Origin of the sequence: Paenarthrobacter sp. YJN-D (genome assembly GCF_015040335.1) — a bacterium.
Classification (GTDB): domain Bacteria; phylum Actinomycetota; class Actinomycetes; order Actinomycetales; family Micrococcaceae; genus Arthrobacter; species Arthrobacter nicotinovorans.
Map to the genome: position 1 here is coordinate 3,263,748 of NZ_CP053549.1, position 15,706 is coordinate 3,279,453.

General features: G+C 64.1%; 15 protein-coding genes. 5 read left to right on the plus strand and 10 right to left on the minus strand.

Annotated features, from left to right (window positions below):
* Positions 1–4: 4 nt before the first annotated feature.
* Entirely contained in the window at positions 5–598 is a 594-nt protein-coding gene (locus HMI60_RS15120) for a hypothetical protein (RefSeq protein WP_055971462.1), read from the minus strand.
* 103 nt (positions 599–701) lie between these two features.
* Between HMI60_RS15120 and HMI60_RS15125 the strand changes: the two genes are divergently transcribed.
* From HMI60_RS15125 to HMI60_RS15135, 3 genes are all read left to right on the plus strand, one after another.
* A complete protein-coding gene (locus tag HMI60_RS15125; protein WP_026267033.1) occupies positions 702–1,331 on the plus strand; it encodes a DUF2510 domain-containing protein in 630 nt (209 codons plus the stop codon).
* Positions 1,328–1,468, plus strand: coding sequence for a DUF2510 domain-containing protein (locus HMI60_RS21285; RefSeq protein ID WP_193589888.1), 141 nt, complete (start codon positions 1,328–1,330; stop codon positions 1,466–1,468). Before HMI60_RS15125 ends, HMI60_RS21285 begins: the two co-directional genes overlap by 4 nt.
* A 246-nt stretch (positions 1,469–1,714) precedes the next feature.
* The gene (locus HMI60_RS15135) at positions 1,715–2,764 is read left to right on the plus strand and encodes a LacI family DNA-binding transcriptional regulator (protein ID WP_055971451.1); all 1,050 of its coding nucleotides are present in this window, start codon (positions 1,715–1,717) and stop codon (positions 2,762–2,764) included.
* Positions 2,765–2,869: 105 nt separating this feature from the next.
* Here the strand turns inward: HMI60_RS15135 and HMI60_RS15140 are convergent, their stop codons facing one another.
* From HMI60_RS15140 to HMI60_RS15155, 4 genes are read right to left on the minus strand one after another with little or no spacing between them, the layout of a single operon-like run.
* Positions 2,870–4,288 carry a glycoside hydrolase family 32 protein gene (locus tag HMI60_RS15140; protein WP_193589889.1) on the minus strand — a complete coding sequence of 473 codons (1,419 nt, stop codon included), beginning with the start codon at positions 4,286–4,288 and terminating at the stop codon, positions 2,870–2,872.
* 28 nt (positions 4,289–4,316) lie between these two features.
* Complete coding sequence (locus HMI60_RS15145) at positions 4,317–5,189, minus strand: carbohydrate ABC transporter permease (RefSeq protein WP_193589890.1); 873 nt, start codon at positions 5,187–5,189, stop codon at positions 4,317–4,319.
* An 8-nt stretch (positions 5,190–5,197) separates the two neighbouring features.
* A complete protein-coding gene (locus HMI60_RS15150; protein WP_193589891.1) occupies positions 5,198–6,163 on the minus strand; it encodes a carbohydrate ABC transporter permease in 966 nt (321 codons plus the stop codon).
* Entirely contained in the window at positions 6,160–7,578 is a 1,419-nt protein-coding gene (locus HMI60_RS15155; RefSeq protein WP_079580870.1) for a sugar ABC transporter substrate-binding protein, read from the minus strand. Before HMI60_RS15155 ends, HMI60_RS15150 begins: the two co-directional genes overlap by 4 nt.
* Before the next feature lie 154 nt (positions 7,579–7,732).
* Here HMI60_RS15155 and HMI60_RS15160 point away from each other — a divergent pair, with 154 nt between their 5' ends.
* On the plus strand, positions 7,733–8,644 hold the full coding sequence (locus tag HMI60_RS15160; protein ID WP_064721517.1) for a phosphatase PAP2 family protein: 912 nt from the start codon (positions 7,733–7,735) through the stop codon (positions 8,642–8,644).
* A 67-nt stretch (positions 8,645–8,711) separates the two neighbouring features.
* On the opposite strand, the gene HMI60_RS15165 is transcribed toward HMI60_RS15160, so the two are convergent.
* Positions 8,712–8,957: a hypothetical protein gene (locus HMI60_RS15165; protein WP_082924569.1), complete on the minus strand. Its 246-nt coding sequence runs from the start codon at positions 8,955–8,957 to the stop codon at positions 8,712–8,714.
* Between the two features lie 208 nt (positions 8,958–9,165).
* Here HMI60_RS15165 and HMI60_RS15170 point away from each other — a divergent pair, with 208 nt between their 5' ends.
* Entirely contained in the window at positions 9,166–10,503 is a 1,338-nt protein-coding gene (locus tag HMI60_RS15170) for an acyltransferase (RefSeq protein ID WP_193589892.1), read from the plus strand.
* Between the two features lie 91 nt (positions 10,504–10,594).
* Here HMI60_RS15170 and HMI60_RS15175 read toward each other — a convergent pair whose 3' ends face one another.
* The 4 genes from HMI60_RS15175 to HMI60_RS15190 form a co-directional block, all read right to left on the minus strand.
* Positions 10,595–11,812: an MFS transporter gene (locus HMI60_RS15175; RefSeq protein ID WP_193589893.1), complete on the minus strand. Its 1,218-nt coding sequence runs from the start codon at positions 11,810–11,812 to the stop codon at positions 10,595–10,597.
* Between the two features lie 130 nt (positions 11,813–11,942).
* Positions 11,943–13,520: a cell wall anchor protein gene (locus HMI60_RS15180; protein ID WP_193589894.1), complete on the minus strand. Its 1,578-nt coding sequence runs from the start codon at positions 13,518–13,520 to the stop codon at positions 11,943–11,945.
* Positions 13,521–13,618: 98 nt separating this feature from the next.
* Positions 13,619–14,683, minus strand: coding sequence for a hypothetical protein (locus HMI60_RS15185; RefSeq protein WP_193589895.1), 1,065 nt, complete (start codon positions 14,681–14,683; stop codon positions 13,619–13,621).
* A gap of 112 nt (positions 14,684–14,795) precedes the next feature.
* Positions 14,796–15,668, minus strand: a complete 873-nt coding sequence (locus tag HMI60_RS15190) for an MBL fold metallo-hydrolase (RefSeq protein WP_227453550.1) — start codon at positions 15,666–15,668, stop codon at positions 14,796–14,798.
* Positions 15,669–15,706 lie beyond the last annotated feature (38 nt).

The window sequence follows — 15,706 nt, forward strand, 5'->3', positions numbered from 1 at the left end:
ACAACTACTCCGACCAGTACCCGCGCACTTCTTCCCGTGCCGTTGCCAACCGTTCACCGGGAACTGTCAAGGTGCTTTCGGCCAACCCTTGGTTATCCCACTTTGCAACGATTTTCAGCTCCCCCTCTGCAGGCAACGGCCACAGCCAATACCGTGCAGAGCCTTCTGCCTGCTGATCCCCGGCACTGCCGCCGGCACCTCCCCATTCCACGAGAACCGGCCCCGTAACCTCTTCGGAACCTTCGAACATGGATGGCCTTGTTGCCCCGGCAAACGCCTTGCGCCCGTCCGGGAGCCCTGCCCCGATCATGATTCCCGGCAGCCCGGGCCGCTGGAAGCTCCGTTCCATGACGTCCCGCCACTCCTGGTCGGATTCGTTTGAGCGCCGAACACACCATACGAGGTCCAAGAGGCATCCCGTAGAGAAGACTTCCACCATTTTCAGGGCCACCACCGCGTTGGCACCGCGGAGTACAAAGCCGCCGGGGGACACTACACCGGGCAGTTCGCCCGACGGCGGCCCCGACCATTCCGGCTGAGCCGGCTGTGTCAGGGGTTGCCGGACAGGGGGCTCGGGGAGGTCGTCAAAGAAGCTCATTATTCATGCTTACACCGCCACATAACCTCTGGGGAAGGTCGCCTGATAACCGAGAGACGGCAACCGCGATATTCTCGAAGTCACAACACAACGTGGGGGAAACATGACTCAATCAATGCCCGGTTCCACAACTCCTGCCGGCTGGTACCCCGACCCTTCGGACCCGAGGTTCGTGCGCTGGTGGGACGGCACTGCGTGGACTGCCCAGCAGGCTCCGCGCACCATGCAGTACCAGGCGCCGGTTCCTCAGCCACGTCCGCAGATAAGTGCGCAAACTCCTGTGTACAACCCTTTCATTTGGGTCATCACGTTCCTGCCGCTTGTCTCGGTCATTTTCATGCTGACCTGGCAGCCGGAATTCAGGATGATCACCACCCGGCAGGGCGTCACTACCGTTGATCCCTTCTCCATTTACACCCCGGCGTATTTCCTGCTCATGGGGTCGGGCTTCGTCTCCTACGGACTGTCGGTGTTCTTCGCGTACCTGGACCGTCAGCGCCTGCTGAAGTCCGGCGTCGAGCGTCCTTTCCATTGGGCTTGGGCGTTCCTCAATTCCGTTGTTTACGTGATTGGCCGTTCGGTCATCGTCAATAAGGTCGCCCCCAAGAGAGGCTTGTGGCCGATCTGGGCAACCATTGCCGTGTTTGTGATCAGCTTGGTGGTATCGGGCATCTGGATGTCCAACTTCATGCAGTCGATGTACTCGCAGTTCGGATACTCGGTCACCACGTGACGGCGGCGCCGGGATGGTATCCCGACCCGGCTGATCCCCGCTGTTTGCGCTGGTGGAACGGCACCGGTTGGACGGACCGCGTGCGACCGCCCGCATTCCAACCGACGCCCATTGCTTGGCAAGGACCAGGGCGTTGAGAACCCTTTCATCCGGCTCATCGCCTGCCTGCCTTTCGGCGTGGGCGCCTTGATGCTGACGTGGAGTGTGGAGGTCCGTCCGTACATTAACAGCAGCGGCTATGCCTCCATCGATCCCGGCTACGTCTTCTCAAATCGCTCTCTTTCATGCAGGCTGTTTTCTCAGAACTGGGCTACCCGACCTGACAGACCGCCCCCTCACACGCGTTAGGTAGACTGCTGAGTAACCGGCAGGAGAGGAAGCCCATGAACCGCAAGGCCACCGCACTGGACGTCGCCAAGAGGGCGGGGGTTTCCAGGAGCGCGGTCTCGCTGGTGCTCAACGGGCGCGGTGACGGGAACGTGGCCAAGGAGAGCCAGGACCGCATCCGACAGGCCGCCAAGGAGCTGAACTACTCCCCCAACGCCATCGCGCTGAGCCTCCGGAACCAGCGGTCCAGGGTTATCGGCATCCTGTCCGACGAAGTAGTGGTGAGCCCGTTCGACGGCAACATCATCGGCGGGGCGGACGACATCGCCCGCAGCCGTGGATTCGTAACTCTCGTCATGGACACCGAGCGCGATACTGCCCGGGACGCGAGCGCAATCGAGACGCTTCTGGACCGGCAGGTGGACGGCCTCATGTACGTCACTGTCGGCCTGAAACCGATCGAGATCCCGCAGGGGATGCTCCGCATACCGTCCGTGCTGGCCAATTGCTATGACGAACATCCGCAACCGCAGCTTCACCACGTCATTCCCGACGAGATCACCGGCGGCAGGGAGGCCACGGAGCATCTGCTGCAATGGGGGCACCGGGACATCGCGCTGCTCGCCGGCTCCGAGGATTCTCCCGCAGCACCGCTCCGCGTCCAGGGATACCGGGATGCCCACGCCTTGGCCGGAGTTCCGTTCCGCGACGAGCGGGTCTTCATGGCGGGATGGGACATCGATGCCGGTTACCACGGCGCAATGAAACTGCTCGACGGCGTGTCCCCGGCTGATCGCCCGACGGCCATCATGTGCGCAAATGACCGCTTGGCTGTCGGCGTCGCCCTCGCCGCGGCCCGTTTGGGCCTAAGTGTCCCCCGGGACTTGTCCATCATGGGCTACGACGACGAAGCCCGCATCGCGGACACCATGGTCCCGGCCCTCACCACCATGGCCCTGCCGTTGCGTGAAATCGGCCGCGCGGCCATGACCACCCTGCTGGACACCATCGAGGGCGGTGAAGGCACGACGGCGGCACGCACCATGGAGACGATGGTCCCCTGCCGCTTGGTGGTGCGTGAGTCGACCGGCCCGGCACCTCACTGAGCTGAACAATGAGGCCCGTGCATTGCTGGGCCCAACAATGCGGGGCCCGATCTGCGCCCCAAAAGACAGGGATAGACCGCAGACCGGGCCCCGCAATGTGAAGGATTACTCGGCGGGCAGCGCCAACTCCCAGACGTCGGCAGTCGCGCCGTCGGGGAGGTTGAGGGACCAGCCCTCCCCCGGAGCCGGGTAGGCCCGGAGGGTGGTGGCCACGGTCCCGGACTGGTACACCTCCACCAGGGATGCATCAATGAAGATCCGCAACTCCCCGGCCAAGGGACCTGCGTAGACCACCTGTGCGTTATCCCCTGAACCAAGGACCAACTGCACGGCCCCCAAAGACCCGGCCCCGGCCCCCGAAGACCCAGACCCGGCCACGGCACCCCGGACCAGCACCTCGGCGAACCCCGGAAGCGCCACGGATCCGGCAGCACCGGAAGCCACGGCAGTGCCCCGGTAAGCCTCAACCTCGGGCGCAGGAGTGATTGCCAGCGCGCCGTCAACCACCGACACAACGCGGGGATGCGTCAGGACACCCGACCACCCGGCGTCGTCGATTTCTTCCTGGGTGCGGCCGCGCCGGCCGTCGCGTCCGGGGCCTTCGTTGGCCCATCCCCACAAGAGAGCCGCAGGCGCAGAATCTGCGGAACCGTACTGGAGCTGCATGATCTGCGGAGCGTAGAAGTCCCGGCCGAGATCGGACTTGCCGCCGGACACGGGCGCGAAAACGGGCAAACCGGTGTCGGGGTCCGAGGTCATGGAACCGATCAGGTGGCCCACGCCGTTCGCGTGCTCGTGGTCGTCCCCGGAGAGCCACAGCGAGAACATCATGACCCATGCGGAACCACCCGAAGATGCGGGTACCTGCACCAGTTGCGGGCATTCCCAGATCTCAGCCGGTGTGTGGACAGCCGCTACGGGGTCAGCCGTGGTCAGCCAAATCCCCTGGTACTTCCAGTCGTCCAGGGACTCCACCGTGTAGAGCAGCAAGGCGGCGCGACCGTCGGCCAGTCCGGCTCCCTGCATGGCGTAGCGTGCACCGTTGAAGTGGAAGATAAACGGGTCGCGGACGGCGGTAACCAGCGGGTCGGAAGGCATGGACACGGCAACGTGCCCGTCCTGCTCCCACGTGACCAGATCCGAGGAGCCGCGCGCGATCACAACCTGCGAATGCCCTCCGTGGTCCTGAACGCCCGAGTAGGCTGCGGTGGGCACTCCGTCGTCGGAAGTCACCACGCCGGTCCAGCACCCGGCGGAGTCCGGTCCATCGGCCTGGGGAACGAGTGCAACCGGGTGCTCTTCCCAGCGGACCAAGTCCGGAGAGCTGACGTGCCCCCACTGGATCTGCTGGTGCCGGGCGGAGTCCGGGTTGTACTGGAAGAACACGTGGTAGCGGCCGTTGATGTAGCTGACGCCGTTGGGGTCGTTGATCCAGCCCTGCGCCGGCCGCGGGTGGAAGCGAGGGAACGCCGCATCCGGATGTGTCGTAGCTGAGGAGAGAGAGTCAAGGGCAAGGTCCGTCAACGGAACACCTTTCAGAGTGAGTGGGAAACTACTTGCCCGTGCCTGCGGTGAGCCCGTCCTGCAGCGCGCGCTGGCCGAACATGAACACCACCAGCGCGGGAATCATGGAGAGGACAACACCGGCAAGGACCACTGAAATGCTTCCGGTGCCGAGGTTGCCTTGGAGCGACACCAGTCCCAGCGGCAGGGTGAAGTTCTGCTCGGAGATGGTCATGATGAGGGGCCTGAAGAACTCGTTCCAGTGGAAGTTGAACGCCAGGATGCCCACGATCGCCAGGCCGGGCATGGCCAGCGGCGCGTAGACGGAGCGGAAGGTCCGCCATGGCGAGGCTCCGTCGATGGCTGCCGCTTCAGCGAGCTCACCCGGCAACCCCATGAAGTATTGGCGCATCAGGAAGGTGCCGAACGCCGTCGGGATGGCCGGAATAATCAGCGCCATCAAGGTGTCGGAGAGACCTACTCCACGGATCAGCATGAAGACCGGCACGATCGTCACCTGCGCGGGCACCATCATGGTGGCCAGCACGATGGAGAAGAGCGCGCCGCGTCCCCGGAATTTCAGGTGTGCGAACGCGTAGCCTGCCAGGGCGGCTGTGATCATCTGCCCGACGGCGATCAGCCCGGTCACCAGGGCACTGTTCACTACCAAGGCCACGATGTTGAGCTGTTTGAACACTTGCTCGTAGGAGGTCAGGTCCGGGTTCAGCGGCAGGAATGCGGGCGGCAGCTTGAAGGATTCCGACGGCGGCCGCAGCGAGGTGGACAGCGTCCACAGCACGGGGCCCAGGACGAAGACGGACGCGATCAGCAAGACGACGACGCGTACGGCCACTGACCAATCGCGCTTCTTCCGCGTGACGACAGGCTCCGTGGTGGTGACACGTTCTTGAATGGTTGTCATGGCGGGCCTTACTGGTAGAAGACGAATCGTTTGCTGAGCCGGAACTGCGCGGCGGTGATGGCCATGATGATGAGCGTGAGGATCACGCCGATCGCCGAAGCCTGGCCGAACTCGAGGCGTTGGAACGCGGACTCGAAGATCACCATCACGGCTGTGCGCGTTGAGTCGCCGGGCCCGCCGCGGGTGAGGACGTAGGGCTGGTCGAACACTTGGAGTGCGTTGATGATGGCCATGACCGAGGCCACCAGGGTGGTGGGGCTTAGCAGCGGCAGGGTGACGAACCAGTGCTTGCGCCAGCCCGTCGCGCCGTCAATGGAGGCGGCCTCGTACGTCTCCACGGGAATGGAAGCCAGCCCGCCGATGAACAGCAGGAACGAGAACCCGAAGTTCTGCCACACGTACACAAGGATCACGACGGCGGCCGACCCGCCTGGCGTCGTCAGCCAAGGCACCGCGGGGATGCCGACGATGGACAGCAACCAGTTCACGACGCCGAACTGCTCGTTGAAGAGGTAGCGCATGAAGATCGACACCGAGGCCGCGGACAGGATCAGCGGGAAGAAGAATGCAGAGCGGAAGAACACCCGCAGCCAGGCCGGGAGCTTCTCCTGCACCATGATCGCCAGGCCGAGCGCCAGTCCCAGCTGGAGCGCCACCGCCACCACCACGAACACGATGGTGTTCAGGAACGAGACCCGGACGGTGGGGTCCTGGACTACCTCGGCGAAGTTGTCGAAGCCAACGAACGTCGGCGCGGAGATGATGTCCCAGCGGAAGAAGGCCAGCGCGATCGAAGCGAAGATCGGGAGCAGGGTGAAAATTCCCATGCCCGCGATGGTCGGGGCCAGGAATGCCCACGGCAGCCAGCGCTGTTGCACGCGGCCGCGCTTGGTCTCCTGTGCGTTCTTACGGGCCGCTTGCCGGCGGCCCGGCTCACTTCCCGTCCCCGTGGAGGTACTGGTTGCGGTACTCATGGCTGCCTCCTCAGGGCCAGTTCAAGGTCGCGCTGCATGGAGTTGAGAGCGTCCTTGAGTTGGCGCTCGTCGCCGCTGACAGCCAGGCTTACGTTTTTCATCAGGGCGGTCTCGACGGCGGCCTGCTGGGGTGGCGCCGGAATGGGACCTGTGGTGGGGAACTTGTCCAAGGTGTCGTAGAAGACCTTCCAGTTCCGTGGACCGGTTCCTGCATAGAGCTGCTCATTGACCATGGAGCGGCGGGCGGGGGTGGTGTTTGGTGTGGGGAACACGATCCGCATGGCCTCCAGGCTGGAGCTGAACTTCACCCATTCCCAGGCTGCGTCCTTGTCCTTGGCGGTCTTCATAATCGCGTAGCCTGCCGTGCCGAACTGGTGCCGCTGTGTCCGCCATTTCGGGAAGAACTGGACATCGAATTCGTCCTCTGTCATCCCCGCTTCATGGAGGCCTTGGACCCAATAGCCGCCTGCCGGCGTCGTACCTATCCTGTTGGAGGCGAAGAGGCCGATCAGCGCGCTGCCGCCGCCTTCCTCGGGCCGGACGCCAAGGCCGTCCTTGACCAGTCCACGGAGGTAGTCGAAGGATTCGAAGACCCGGGGATCGTCGGCGTTGGGTTCCAGCCACTGGTAGCCGCCGGAGCGGAGGCCGCGCGAGGGGTCGTTGGCGTAGAAGCCGTCCCACAGCCATTCGCCGCCCGCGGATTTGGTTTCCTTGAGGAAGCTGGTGTCGTTGGCGTAGAGCCATGGGACCACGCCGCCGAACAGGCGGTTGGTCCAGTAGTACGGTGTGAAGTCCTTGGGATTGGCCTTCTTCATGGCCGCGAGGGTGGCCCGGAAGTCGGTGTGGGTCCAGTCGTCGGCCGGCCTGTCCAGGCCAGCCTGCCCGAGTGCGGTGGTGTTGTAGTACATGTTGGCGGCGTTCCAGTCGATGGGAAGCTGGAACAGGCTGCCTTTGTACATGAACGCTTCCACCAGGCTGGGGTGGACGTCCGCGAAGTACTCCTTCATGTGGTCGGCGTCCCGGCGAAGGTACTCGTCAAGCGGGTGTGCCAACTTCTCGGCGAACAGCTGGGCGCCTTCGGTTGCGACGTAGACGACGTCCGGCGGAGTGCCTGCTGCCACCATGGTGAGGATCTTGGTGAAGAAGTCTTTCCAGTCCACTGCCTGGATGGCCTGGACCTTGACCTTGATTTCCGGGTGGACCTTCGCGAAGGCGTCGATGACCTTCTGGCGGGCTGCGGCGTCTGCGGCGGTGCCCATGATGGCGATGCTGAGGCTGTTGTCGCCCCGGCCTGGGATATCGGCCCCGGTCAGGCGCGGCCACGATGCCGCAGTGACTCCAACGATCCCGGCGCCGAGGGCTGTGAGGGCACTTCTACGTGTGAATTCGCGCAAAGCCCCATTGGTTCCCGACATGTAGATTTCCTTCCCTAACACGTGTTAGGAAGCGTATGACGAGCGCCTAACACGTGTCAAGTGTCACAGGAATGTTGCTTGTGGCTCACTGACCCCGCAACGCGCGGGAGGAGCTCACATGAGGCGTCCAGCGAATTGTGGCAGTCTAGTCAGAATGAGTTCCCAGCAATTCCGCACCAGCGGGAGGTCGAGCAAACGGCCGCTTCCAGCACGCGACGCAGGCGCAGGCACAGGCTTCCTCTTCTGCCTGGCCACGGCCGCAAGCATCGTGGGCCTCGTCGCGACGTACTACTTCTTTGTGCGCACCACGCCTGGACAGTTCATCGACGAGTCGGCACTGGTCGAAGCGACGGCCCTCAGCGGAACCGCCGGCCGTGCCTCCACGGAATTCCTGGACATGCTCCCCATGCTCTCGCTGGCAATAGCCACCATCATGGTGCTGTTCGTAACGGTGGCGCGCCGCCGCTGGAAGGCCGCGGGGATCGCCGTGGCTGCATGCGTCGCCGCCAACCTGGCCACCCAAATCCTCAAATTCTTCATCCCCGACCGGCCCGACCGCGGCGTGCAGACATTGGAACTAAACTCGCTCCCGTCAGGGCACACCACCCTGGCCGCCTCCGCCGCGGCAGCCGTCTTCCTCATGGTGTCCCCACGCTGGCGTCCGCTGGCCGGTTTCCTCGGAAGTACCTTCGCGGTGGCCACCGGAGTCTCCACCCTCATCAACCAATGGCACCGCCCCGCCGACGTCATCGCCGCGTTCCTGGTGGTGGGCGCCGTGATGCTGCCGGCGGGATGGCTGGTCCTGCGGACAGGCAGCACATGGAACGTGTGGAAGGGCTACGGCGAGCATTGGGCCGCCTCCCGGATCTGGGTCTGGCTCACCGTCGCCGCATTGCTGGCCGCCTTGATGGTGGCCGCCTATTCATTGCTCCAGGTGATGCCCGGACTCAGTGCGGACAGCACCATCGACTACTTCTGGGCGGGCACGGCCTTCATCGTGATCGCCGGATATCTTTCAGCGCTCGGCGGTACATGGCTGTTCGGCTTGGCGGCCCGCAAGGCCTGACCCCCGTCAGGCTTAAAGCCCAACGTAAGGCCTAAAGCCCGACGACGGCGCCCGCCCACCGAACGGCTCAGCCCTCGACAGCTTCGCTACGGGTCCGGCGGGCCTGTTCCCGGATGAAGGCACGGTCCTCATCCGTAAGCACCGTGCCCCCGTGTCCGTCTACGGCACCGTCCTCACCCGTCTGCCCCTTGATGATTGCCGTGACTGTCCGCGGCACGATGACACTGCCGGGATTGTTGATGAGCCATTGCTGCGTTTCGGAAGAAAGCTGATTCCAAAATTCCCTGATGTGCATAGTGATCAGCGCTGCCATTCTTGATTGGTGGGATGTGGCGGGACCCTCAATGCACTGCCTCAAACTCGGGAAATTGGCCGGGCCCTCCCATCAAGGCTACGCCCGGCGGCGGCAATACTGACCCGGTAAGACGCAACGTTTCCGCGAATGACGTCGACGGATGTGATCGCATGCGCTAGAGTTACTCCAATCGATGGACAAACAGCGGTTAACTCCAGGAGCTCCCATGTCTTCCACCCTTAAGCACGGCCCTCGCGGTCTCAATCCGGCCGCCCCTGCCTCACGCGACCTGGTGGTCGACTTCATCCGGGTTGCCTGCATGTTCGCCGTGGTGGCTGTGCACCTGCTCATGATGGGCATCAGCGTGGACGAATCCGGCATCGGCGTCGGCAATCCGCTGACTTCCCTGAGCTGGTTTGCTCAAGGCACATGGTTCGGCCAGGTCATGCCGCTCTTCTTCATCGTCGGCGGTTTCGCCTCCTTGACCTCGTGGCGGAGCCTGCGCCGCAAGGGAGGCGATGCCGGCGACTACCTAAGGAACCGTGTGCTGCGCCTGGTTCGTCCTACGGTTGCGTTGTACGCGTTCCTCGCCATTGCGCTCTGGATTGCGACGGCGGCCGGCGTCCCGGGCGATCTGCTCACCGTGATCGCCGCAGGAGCAGGAGTACAGCTGTGGTTCCTTGCCGCCTACCTGATCTGCCAGGCCATGGTCCCCACCATGGCCAAGCTCCACGAAGCCGCGCCCTACCGGACCATCGCCGCGTTGGCCGCGGGCGCCGTCGTCGTCGATGTCCTCCGCCTGGGCCTGGAGCACAATCCCTGGGGTTTCGACTCCAACCCGATCGGGCTGCTGAACATGGTGTTCGTTTGGGGATTGCTGCAACAGCTTGGATTCTTCTACGCCGACGGGTTCTTCGACCGCTTTGCGCGCTGGCAGCTGGTTCTGGCTGCGGTCGGTTGCTACGCGGCGATGGTTCTGCTCACTCACTCGGGCCCGTATCCCGTGGACATGCTGACCAACCAGAACCCGCCGATGTTTCCGCTGATCCTTGTGGGCCTGGCGCATGTGCTGCTGGTCAAGGCTGCGTACCCGGCCCTGCAGCGCTGCGTGCATCGTGGCTGGGTGCAGAAAGTGATGTTCGTTGTGGGCAGCCGGGCCATGACCATCTACCTGTGGCACCTGCCGTTGATCATTGCCATGTTCGGGATCGCATTGCTGCTGCGGCTTCCGTTCCCTGAGCCTGCGGGCTTGGATTGGTGGCTCAGCCGTCCCCTCTTCTATGTGGCAGCGTGGGCCCTGGTGCTGCTGGCCTCCATGCCGCTGGTCCGGCTGGAACTTGCAAGCACTGCCCTGGCCCCGGGTGCGTCGAGGCCGGCGATGTGGCGGATCATCACTGCCACTGTTCTGGCTGTCATTCCGCCCTTTGTGGTGATGCGGACGGCCCTCGACACAGCGAACGCGACGTGGGGGCTGGTGCTGCTGGTGATCGCTGTGGCATTGGTGACGGGCAAGGTGCCAGACCGGACGTGGAAGCGTCCGCTCGCGGGACGCGTGGCTTCCTGACCTACTTTGGGGCGGGATCGGCGCTGAAACAACCTAATGGGGTTGATTTGAGGCGAGGACACGATAAAAGTTGGTAGCGAAGGCTCGCGCTTCAGTAGTTGCGGCGGTGCTTCAGCCGCGGAATTGCGACGGCGAACACCGCTGCCGCTGCGAAGCCAAGTATTCCTGTGGCCCAGATGCCTGCCGAGAGCGAGAGCGCAGCAGTCAGCCCCGATAACAGCACGGGTCCCCCGGTGGCGCCGGAGTCCGCGATGAAACGCCAGATTCCCAGGAAATGGCTCCGCCCGTTGTCCGGCGAGAAGTCTGCGCCCAGCGTCATGATCAATCCGGAACTGATGCCATTGCCGAAGCCGATCAGCAGTGCGACCAGGAGCAACGGGACAAAACCAGCCGTGAACGGGATCAGGATCAGTGCCGACCCCATGATCACCGTGGACGGTATCGCCACCCATTGCCGGCCCTTCCTGTCCATGAGCTTCCCCGCCGGGTAGAAGACCAGCATGTCGATCGCTCCGGACAAGCCGAACAGCAGTGAAGCATGGGTGGCGTCGAGGCCCAGATGATCGGCCCATAGTGGGATGACTACCTGGCGCGAAGCCCGCAGTGCGCTCAGCAGCAGGATGCCGAAACCGACGCTCAGGAACACCCCCGCGTGCGACACCGCTACGCTCCGCAGCGTCGACGCCGGAGGGCGCGGACCGCCGTCGGACGTGTCGGGGGCGACCAAATCCGGGATGGTGAGCGACAAGGCAGCCGCCGCCATCATTCCCGCGAACCCCACCCAGTACGCACCACTGATGCCCGCGAACTGCATCACGCCGGCACCAATGAACGGTCCAATGAAGATGCCGATCCTGGTGACACCGCCCAGAGTGGACAGCGCCCGGGCCCGGAAGATGACCGGCACGGCCTCGGTGAGGTACTTCTGCCGGGCAAGGTTGAAGACGCTCGCGGACATGCCCACCAACGTCATGGACGCCGCGAGCAACCAGAGTCCGTGCTCCACCTGCGGGGCAAAAGCCGCAGCACCCAAGGCCATGGCTCCCAAGGCACCGGCGCCAACGATTGACCATCGTTCACCAAACTTCTCGGTGATGATCGACGCCGGAATGTTGAAGATCCACGAGCCGAGCCCAATGAGCGTCACGATCAACGCCGACACAGCCACCGAAGCGCCCAGCTCCCGGGCCGAGAGCGCAATGACCGGCAGGACCGCCCCCTCGCCTATACAGAACAGCAGAGCGGGCCCGAAGGCCGGAAGCGCAATGCTGCGAAGGCTGAAGTTCTTGTCTGCTTGGGTGGTGGTCATCCCTTTCATCCTAGAACTCGTCAAGAGCCTCACTGACCGCGCACCCTGTTTTGGGTGCGGCGCGCAGTTGTTGCGGCTCCGAAGACCGGAGCCGCAACAACTACATGCGAAGCGGAATTACCACTCGGCCCTAGCTGCGGATGGCTGCTGCCTTCCGACGACCAAGGGCGGTCAGGACCAGGCCCATCACGAGCAACGCTCCTGCCCAGAGTGCGAAGCTGCCATCCAGTCCCGTAGCGGCCAGGGTTTTGGCATTTCCGACGGCGGTGGAAGCTGCCGCGGTCACCGAACCTTTGGTGCCAACAGCCGAGTGAACGCTGCCTGCGGTCACGATACTTCCGCCAGTGATGCTTCCGGTCACGGCGCCGGCAACGGGCTCGTCCACGCCAGGTTCTCCGCCCGTCGAGGGGCTTCCGGTGATCGGGGACTCGGCCGGAGGAGTGACTACCGGAGGAGCAACAACCGGCGGGGTGACTACCGGCGGGGTGACTACCGGAGGAGTGACTACCGGAGGTGTTACGTTACCGGCAGAACCGCCACCGATGCCTACCGAAGTCGAGCCAATAGTTACGGGAGCGGTGATCGGAACGATCACCTGGGTGCCTGCAAGGATGCCGTCAGATCCCGAGGTGCTGGCACCCGGCGAGGTGCCGGTCGTGCCGCCGGTGGAGCCGTTGGAACCGGACGTGGCTGACGAGTCACCCAACAGCCCGGCCGAGGTTGAACCAACGCTCACCGGGGCAGTAATCGGAGCAACAACCTGCGTCCCCGAACCAATACCCTCGGACCCGGACGTCGAAGCACCCGAACCAGCAGGAGCCGAACCACCCGTGGAACCACTGGTACCGCCGGTGGTGGCTGACGAGTCACCCAGCACGCCAGCAGAGGTTGAACCAACGCTCACCGGAGCCGTAATCGGAGCAACAACCTGCGTCCCCGAACCAACGCCCTCGGACCCGGACGTCGAAGCACCCGAACCGATGCCGGCAGGAGAAGCAGCTGAACCTCCACCGCTGGACGTAGCTGCAGAATCCCCAGCCACACCCACGGCAGTGGCTCCGATGTTAACAGGGACCGAAATCGGAGCCACTACCTGAGCGCCGGACGCGATACCCTCTCCCCCCGACGTTGTTGCCTGCGCGGGCGCTTGGGCCTGTGCAGGAGCTGCTGATCCTGAAGTTGCTGCCGAGTCACCGAGTACGCCGGCCGACGTCGACCCCACCGTGATGGGGACCGTCACCGGTGCGACAACCTGGGTTCCCGAGGCGATACCGTCGGCGCCGCCGGTGGTTGCTGCCGGCGTCGAACTTGTTGCCCCGGCCGGGGCGGCAGGTGTGGCTGAGCTCGCCGCAGTGGAGCCCCCCAGCAGACCCACTGACGACGAGCCCAGATTTACGGGCACCGTTACCGGGGCTACCACTTGCGTCCCGGATCCGATGCCGTTGGAACCGTTGGTGGTGGCTGCGGGTGCTGAACCCGAAGTTGCAGCAGGTGTGGCAGAACTGGTTGCTGCCGAGTCCCCCACCAGGCCCAAAGAGGTTGCGCCGAGGTTGATGGGCGCTGTTACTGGCGCCACCACTTGCGTGCCGGACAGAAGTCCGTCTTTGCCGCTGGTGGTATCCGCGGCGTTTGCTGCGGTGGCGCTGAGGACAATCATGCCCCCGGCAAAGCAGGTGCCGATCAGGCACTTGCGTATGGTCGTGTTCATGGTCTTTTTCTCCTGAAGGTCTTGTTCCCGGAGACGTCCGATGACGGATCGTCTGTAGTGCCGTCTGCCGCGAAAGTCGGTGCAGCAAGGCTGGGGACCTAGTCAGGAGAGGAGCCGGGATCGAATGAAACCGGCTTGGGATGTTGTTCGTCGCTGGCCGTTGCGAGGCCAGGAAGTGCGTCGGCAGGGATGATCAGGGCGGCGGCGAGGAACGCTGCCGCCGGGTTTGGCGGACCGTTGGAAGACCCGGCTGAACCGCCGCCGGCGAGGCCTGATGGGACCGTGTCGCGGTCCCCCGGCAGACCGGGTTGCGTTGCCGGATCAGCGGACGACGACGAGGCGCCAAGCACCGCGGTGATTCCGGTGGGGCCGAAGCTGCGGGTGGACATCACCCATGGAGATGCATCGAGTGCGGCCCCCGCAGCCGCGGACGGTTCCGAAAGTTGGCTTTGTTCAGCCGGGGCACTTGTGGCCGGGTCAGCTGGAATTACGACGTCGGTCCCCGGCGAGGTGCCGGCGTCCAGTCCGGCCGGAGGTACTGATCCACTGGTAACGGGTGCAGCCGGGACCTCTTCCGCAGGAACGGCAACCGGAGGCACAACCACGGGTGGAAGGGTCACTGGTGGAACCACGGAATCGAGGGGTGGCAGAACAGCATCGACCACGCCCACCACCGGCTCCACCACGGGGTTGAGCACATCGGTCACAGGTTCCAGGCGCACGGGTTCCAGGGCTGAGTTCACCGGCGGGACAACGACGTCAACCGTGCGGTCCACGGTATCTGTAGCCGGAACGAGCACTGTGTTCACGACTGTTCCCGCGGTGTCCCCTGGGAGGACCTGGTTGACCACCGGCACGGCGCTTATTGCCTGGTCCACTGTGCCGCCCGCGTGCTGCACCACGGGCGTGACGGCAGGTACGGGGACGTTGAGGTGATCGGCCGGCAGCAAGCCCTTGACGGCGGCCGGCAGGGCTACGTCGGGAAGCGGAATGCTGATGGAGCTCGATGAGGTCGTGCTCTCCAAGAGGTTCTTTTCGCCAGGACCCGCGTCCGCATTTGCAGCGGTGGCTGAGAGCGCCATCCAGATTGCGGTACCGGCACCCGCGACCATGACGGAGCGGAGAATGCTGGCAGCACGCGGAAAAACGCGCGAACCCCTCATCTCGACACCCCCAGGTAGTCGCGAACCAATGGTCGCCTTCATCCTAGGAAGGACTATTGGAATAGTCCATAGTCAGGAGTAAAGAAGATGAGAAATTTGTAAGGAACCTTGTTTATGACGGGTAGGAGCCCGTTTTCCCCGGACCAAAGTCTGCCGTGCCCAGCGAGGTGCGTCCTTGGGCGTTGGTTTCCTGCAGCCGCTTGATGAACCAGCGCGATTGTTCCGGGCCGTAAGGCAGCACTGGAATGGCCTTCGTGGCGTCTGAGGGCATGTCGCGGATGGACTGGGTTGCCTGGCGCACCGCGGTGCCCATGGTGTCTGCCATTGTCTTGACGAACTCGTCACTGACATGTTTTCCGTGGCCCGGGACCAGGAATTCGTAACGGTGCCTCAGCGCCGAGATGTGCCGCAGCGCATCCGCCCACTCTTCGGGATAGGAGTCCTCGAACGACGGGTGCGCGCCCTGCTCCACCAGGTCACCCACGTACAGGGTGGAGCTGGTGCCTACCAGCAGGTCGCCGTCCGTGTGGGCGCGGCCCAGGTAGAACAGCGTGGCGGTGATCCCGCCGAGGTCCACCAGCACAGGCTGGTCGTGGACCAGCGCGTTCGGGACAACAATTTCGACGGCGTCGCCCTCCCCCGCTGCCATCTCGGGTTCGTTGGTGGCCACGAAGCGTCGCTGGTTGTCGGCGTCGCGTTCGATGGTGGCCGCACAGTTGGCGTGCGCCCAAAACTCGGTAACGCCGTCGTCAGCGAAAACGGCGTTACCGAAGAAGTGGTCGTAGTGCGCATGGGTGTTCACCACCACCAGCGGCAGCTGGGTCTTTTCACGAACCGCAGCAAGGATCTCCCGGCCTTGGCGCGGGCCGCAGCCGGTGTCGATGACCATGGCGAGCTCAGAGCCCACCACCAGCCCGGTGTTGAGTAACGATCCCTCGGTTTCCAAGACGTAGTTGTCCGGTCCAAGTTCCAGCCAAGCTGACAATGCGTTCTCCGTATCCACTGCAATCCGGCGATGTTCAG

Excerpts from the sequence above, each read along its gene's own strand:
- HMI60_RS15170 (WP_193589892.1), top strand. The coding sequence starts at position 9,166 with ATGTCTTCCACCCTTAAGCACGGCCCTCGCGGTCTCAATCCGGCCGCC.
- HMI60_RS15180 (WP_193589894.1), bottom strand. The coding sequence starts at position 13,520 with ATGAACACGACCATACGCAAGTGCCTGATCGGCACCTGCTTTGCCGGG.
- HMI60_RS15135 (WP_055971451.1), top strand. The coding sequence starts at position 1,715 with ATGAACCGCAAGGCCACCGCACTGGACGTCGCCAAGAGGGCGGGGGTT.
- HMI60_RS15150 (WP_193589891.1), bottom strand. The coding sequence starts at position 6,163 with ATGAGTACCGCAACCAGTACCTCCACGGGGACGGGAAGTGAGCCGGGC.
- HMI60_RS15175 (WP_193589893.1), bottom strand. The coding sequence starts at position 11,812 with ATGACCACCACCCAAGCAGACAAGAACTTCAGCCTTCGCAGCATTGCG.
- HMI60_RS15120 (WP_055971462.1), bottom strand. The coding sequence starts at position 598 with ATGAGCTTCTTTGACGACCTCCCCGAGCCCCCTGTCCGGCAACCCCTG.
- HMI60_RS15185 (WP_193589895.1), bottom strand. The coding sequence starts at position 14,683 with ATGAGGGGTTCGCGCGTTTTTCCGCGTGCTGCCAGCATTCTCCGCTCC.
- HMI60_RS15165 (WP_082924569.1), bottom strand. The coding sequence starts at position 8,957 with ATGGCAGCGCTGATCACTATGCACATCAGGGAATTTTGGAATCAGCTT.
- HMI60_RS15160 (WP_064721517.1), top strand. The coding sequence starts at position 7,733 with ATGAGTTCCCAGCAATTCCGCACCAGCGGGAGGTCGAGCAAACGGCCG.
- HMI60_RS15125 (WP_026267033.1), top strand. The coding sequence starts at position 702 with ATGACTCAATCAATGCCCGGTTCCACAACTCCTGCCGGCTGGTACCCC.
- HMI60_RS15145 (WP_193589890.1), bottom strand. The coding sequence starts at position 5,189 with ATGACAACCATTCAAGAACGTGTCACCACCACGGAGCCTGTCGTCACG.
- HMI60_RS15155 (WP_079580870.1), bottom strand. The coding sequence starts at position 7,578 with ATGTCGGGAACCAATGGGGCTTTGCGCGAATTCACACGTAGAAGTGCC.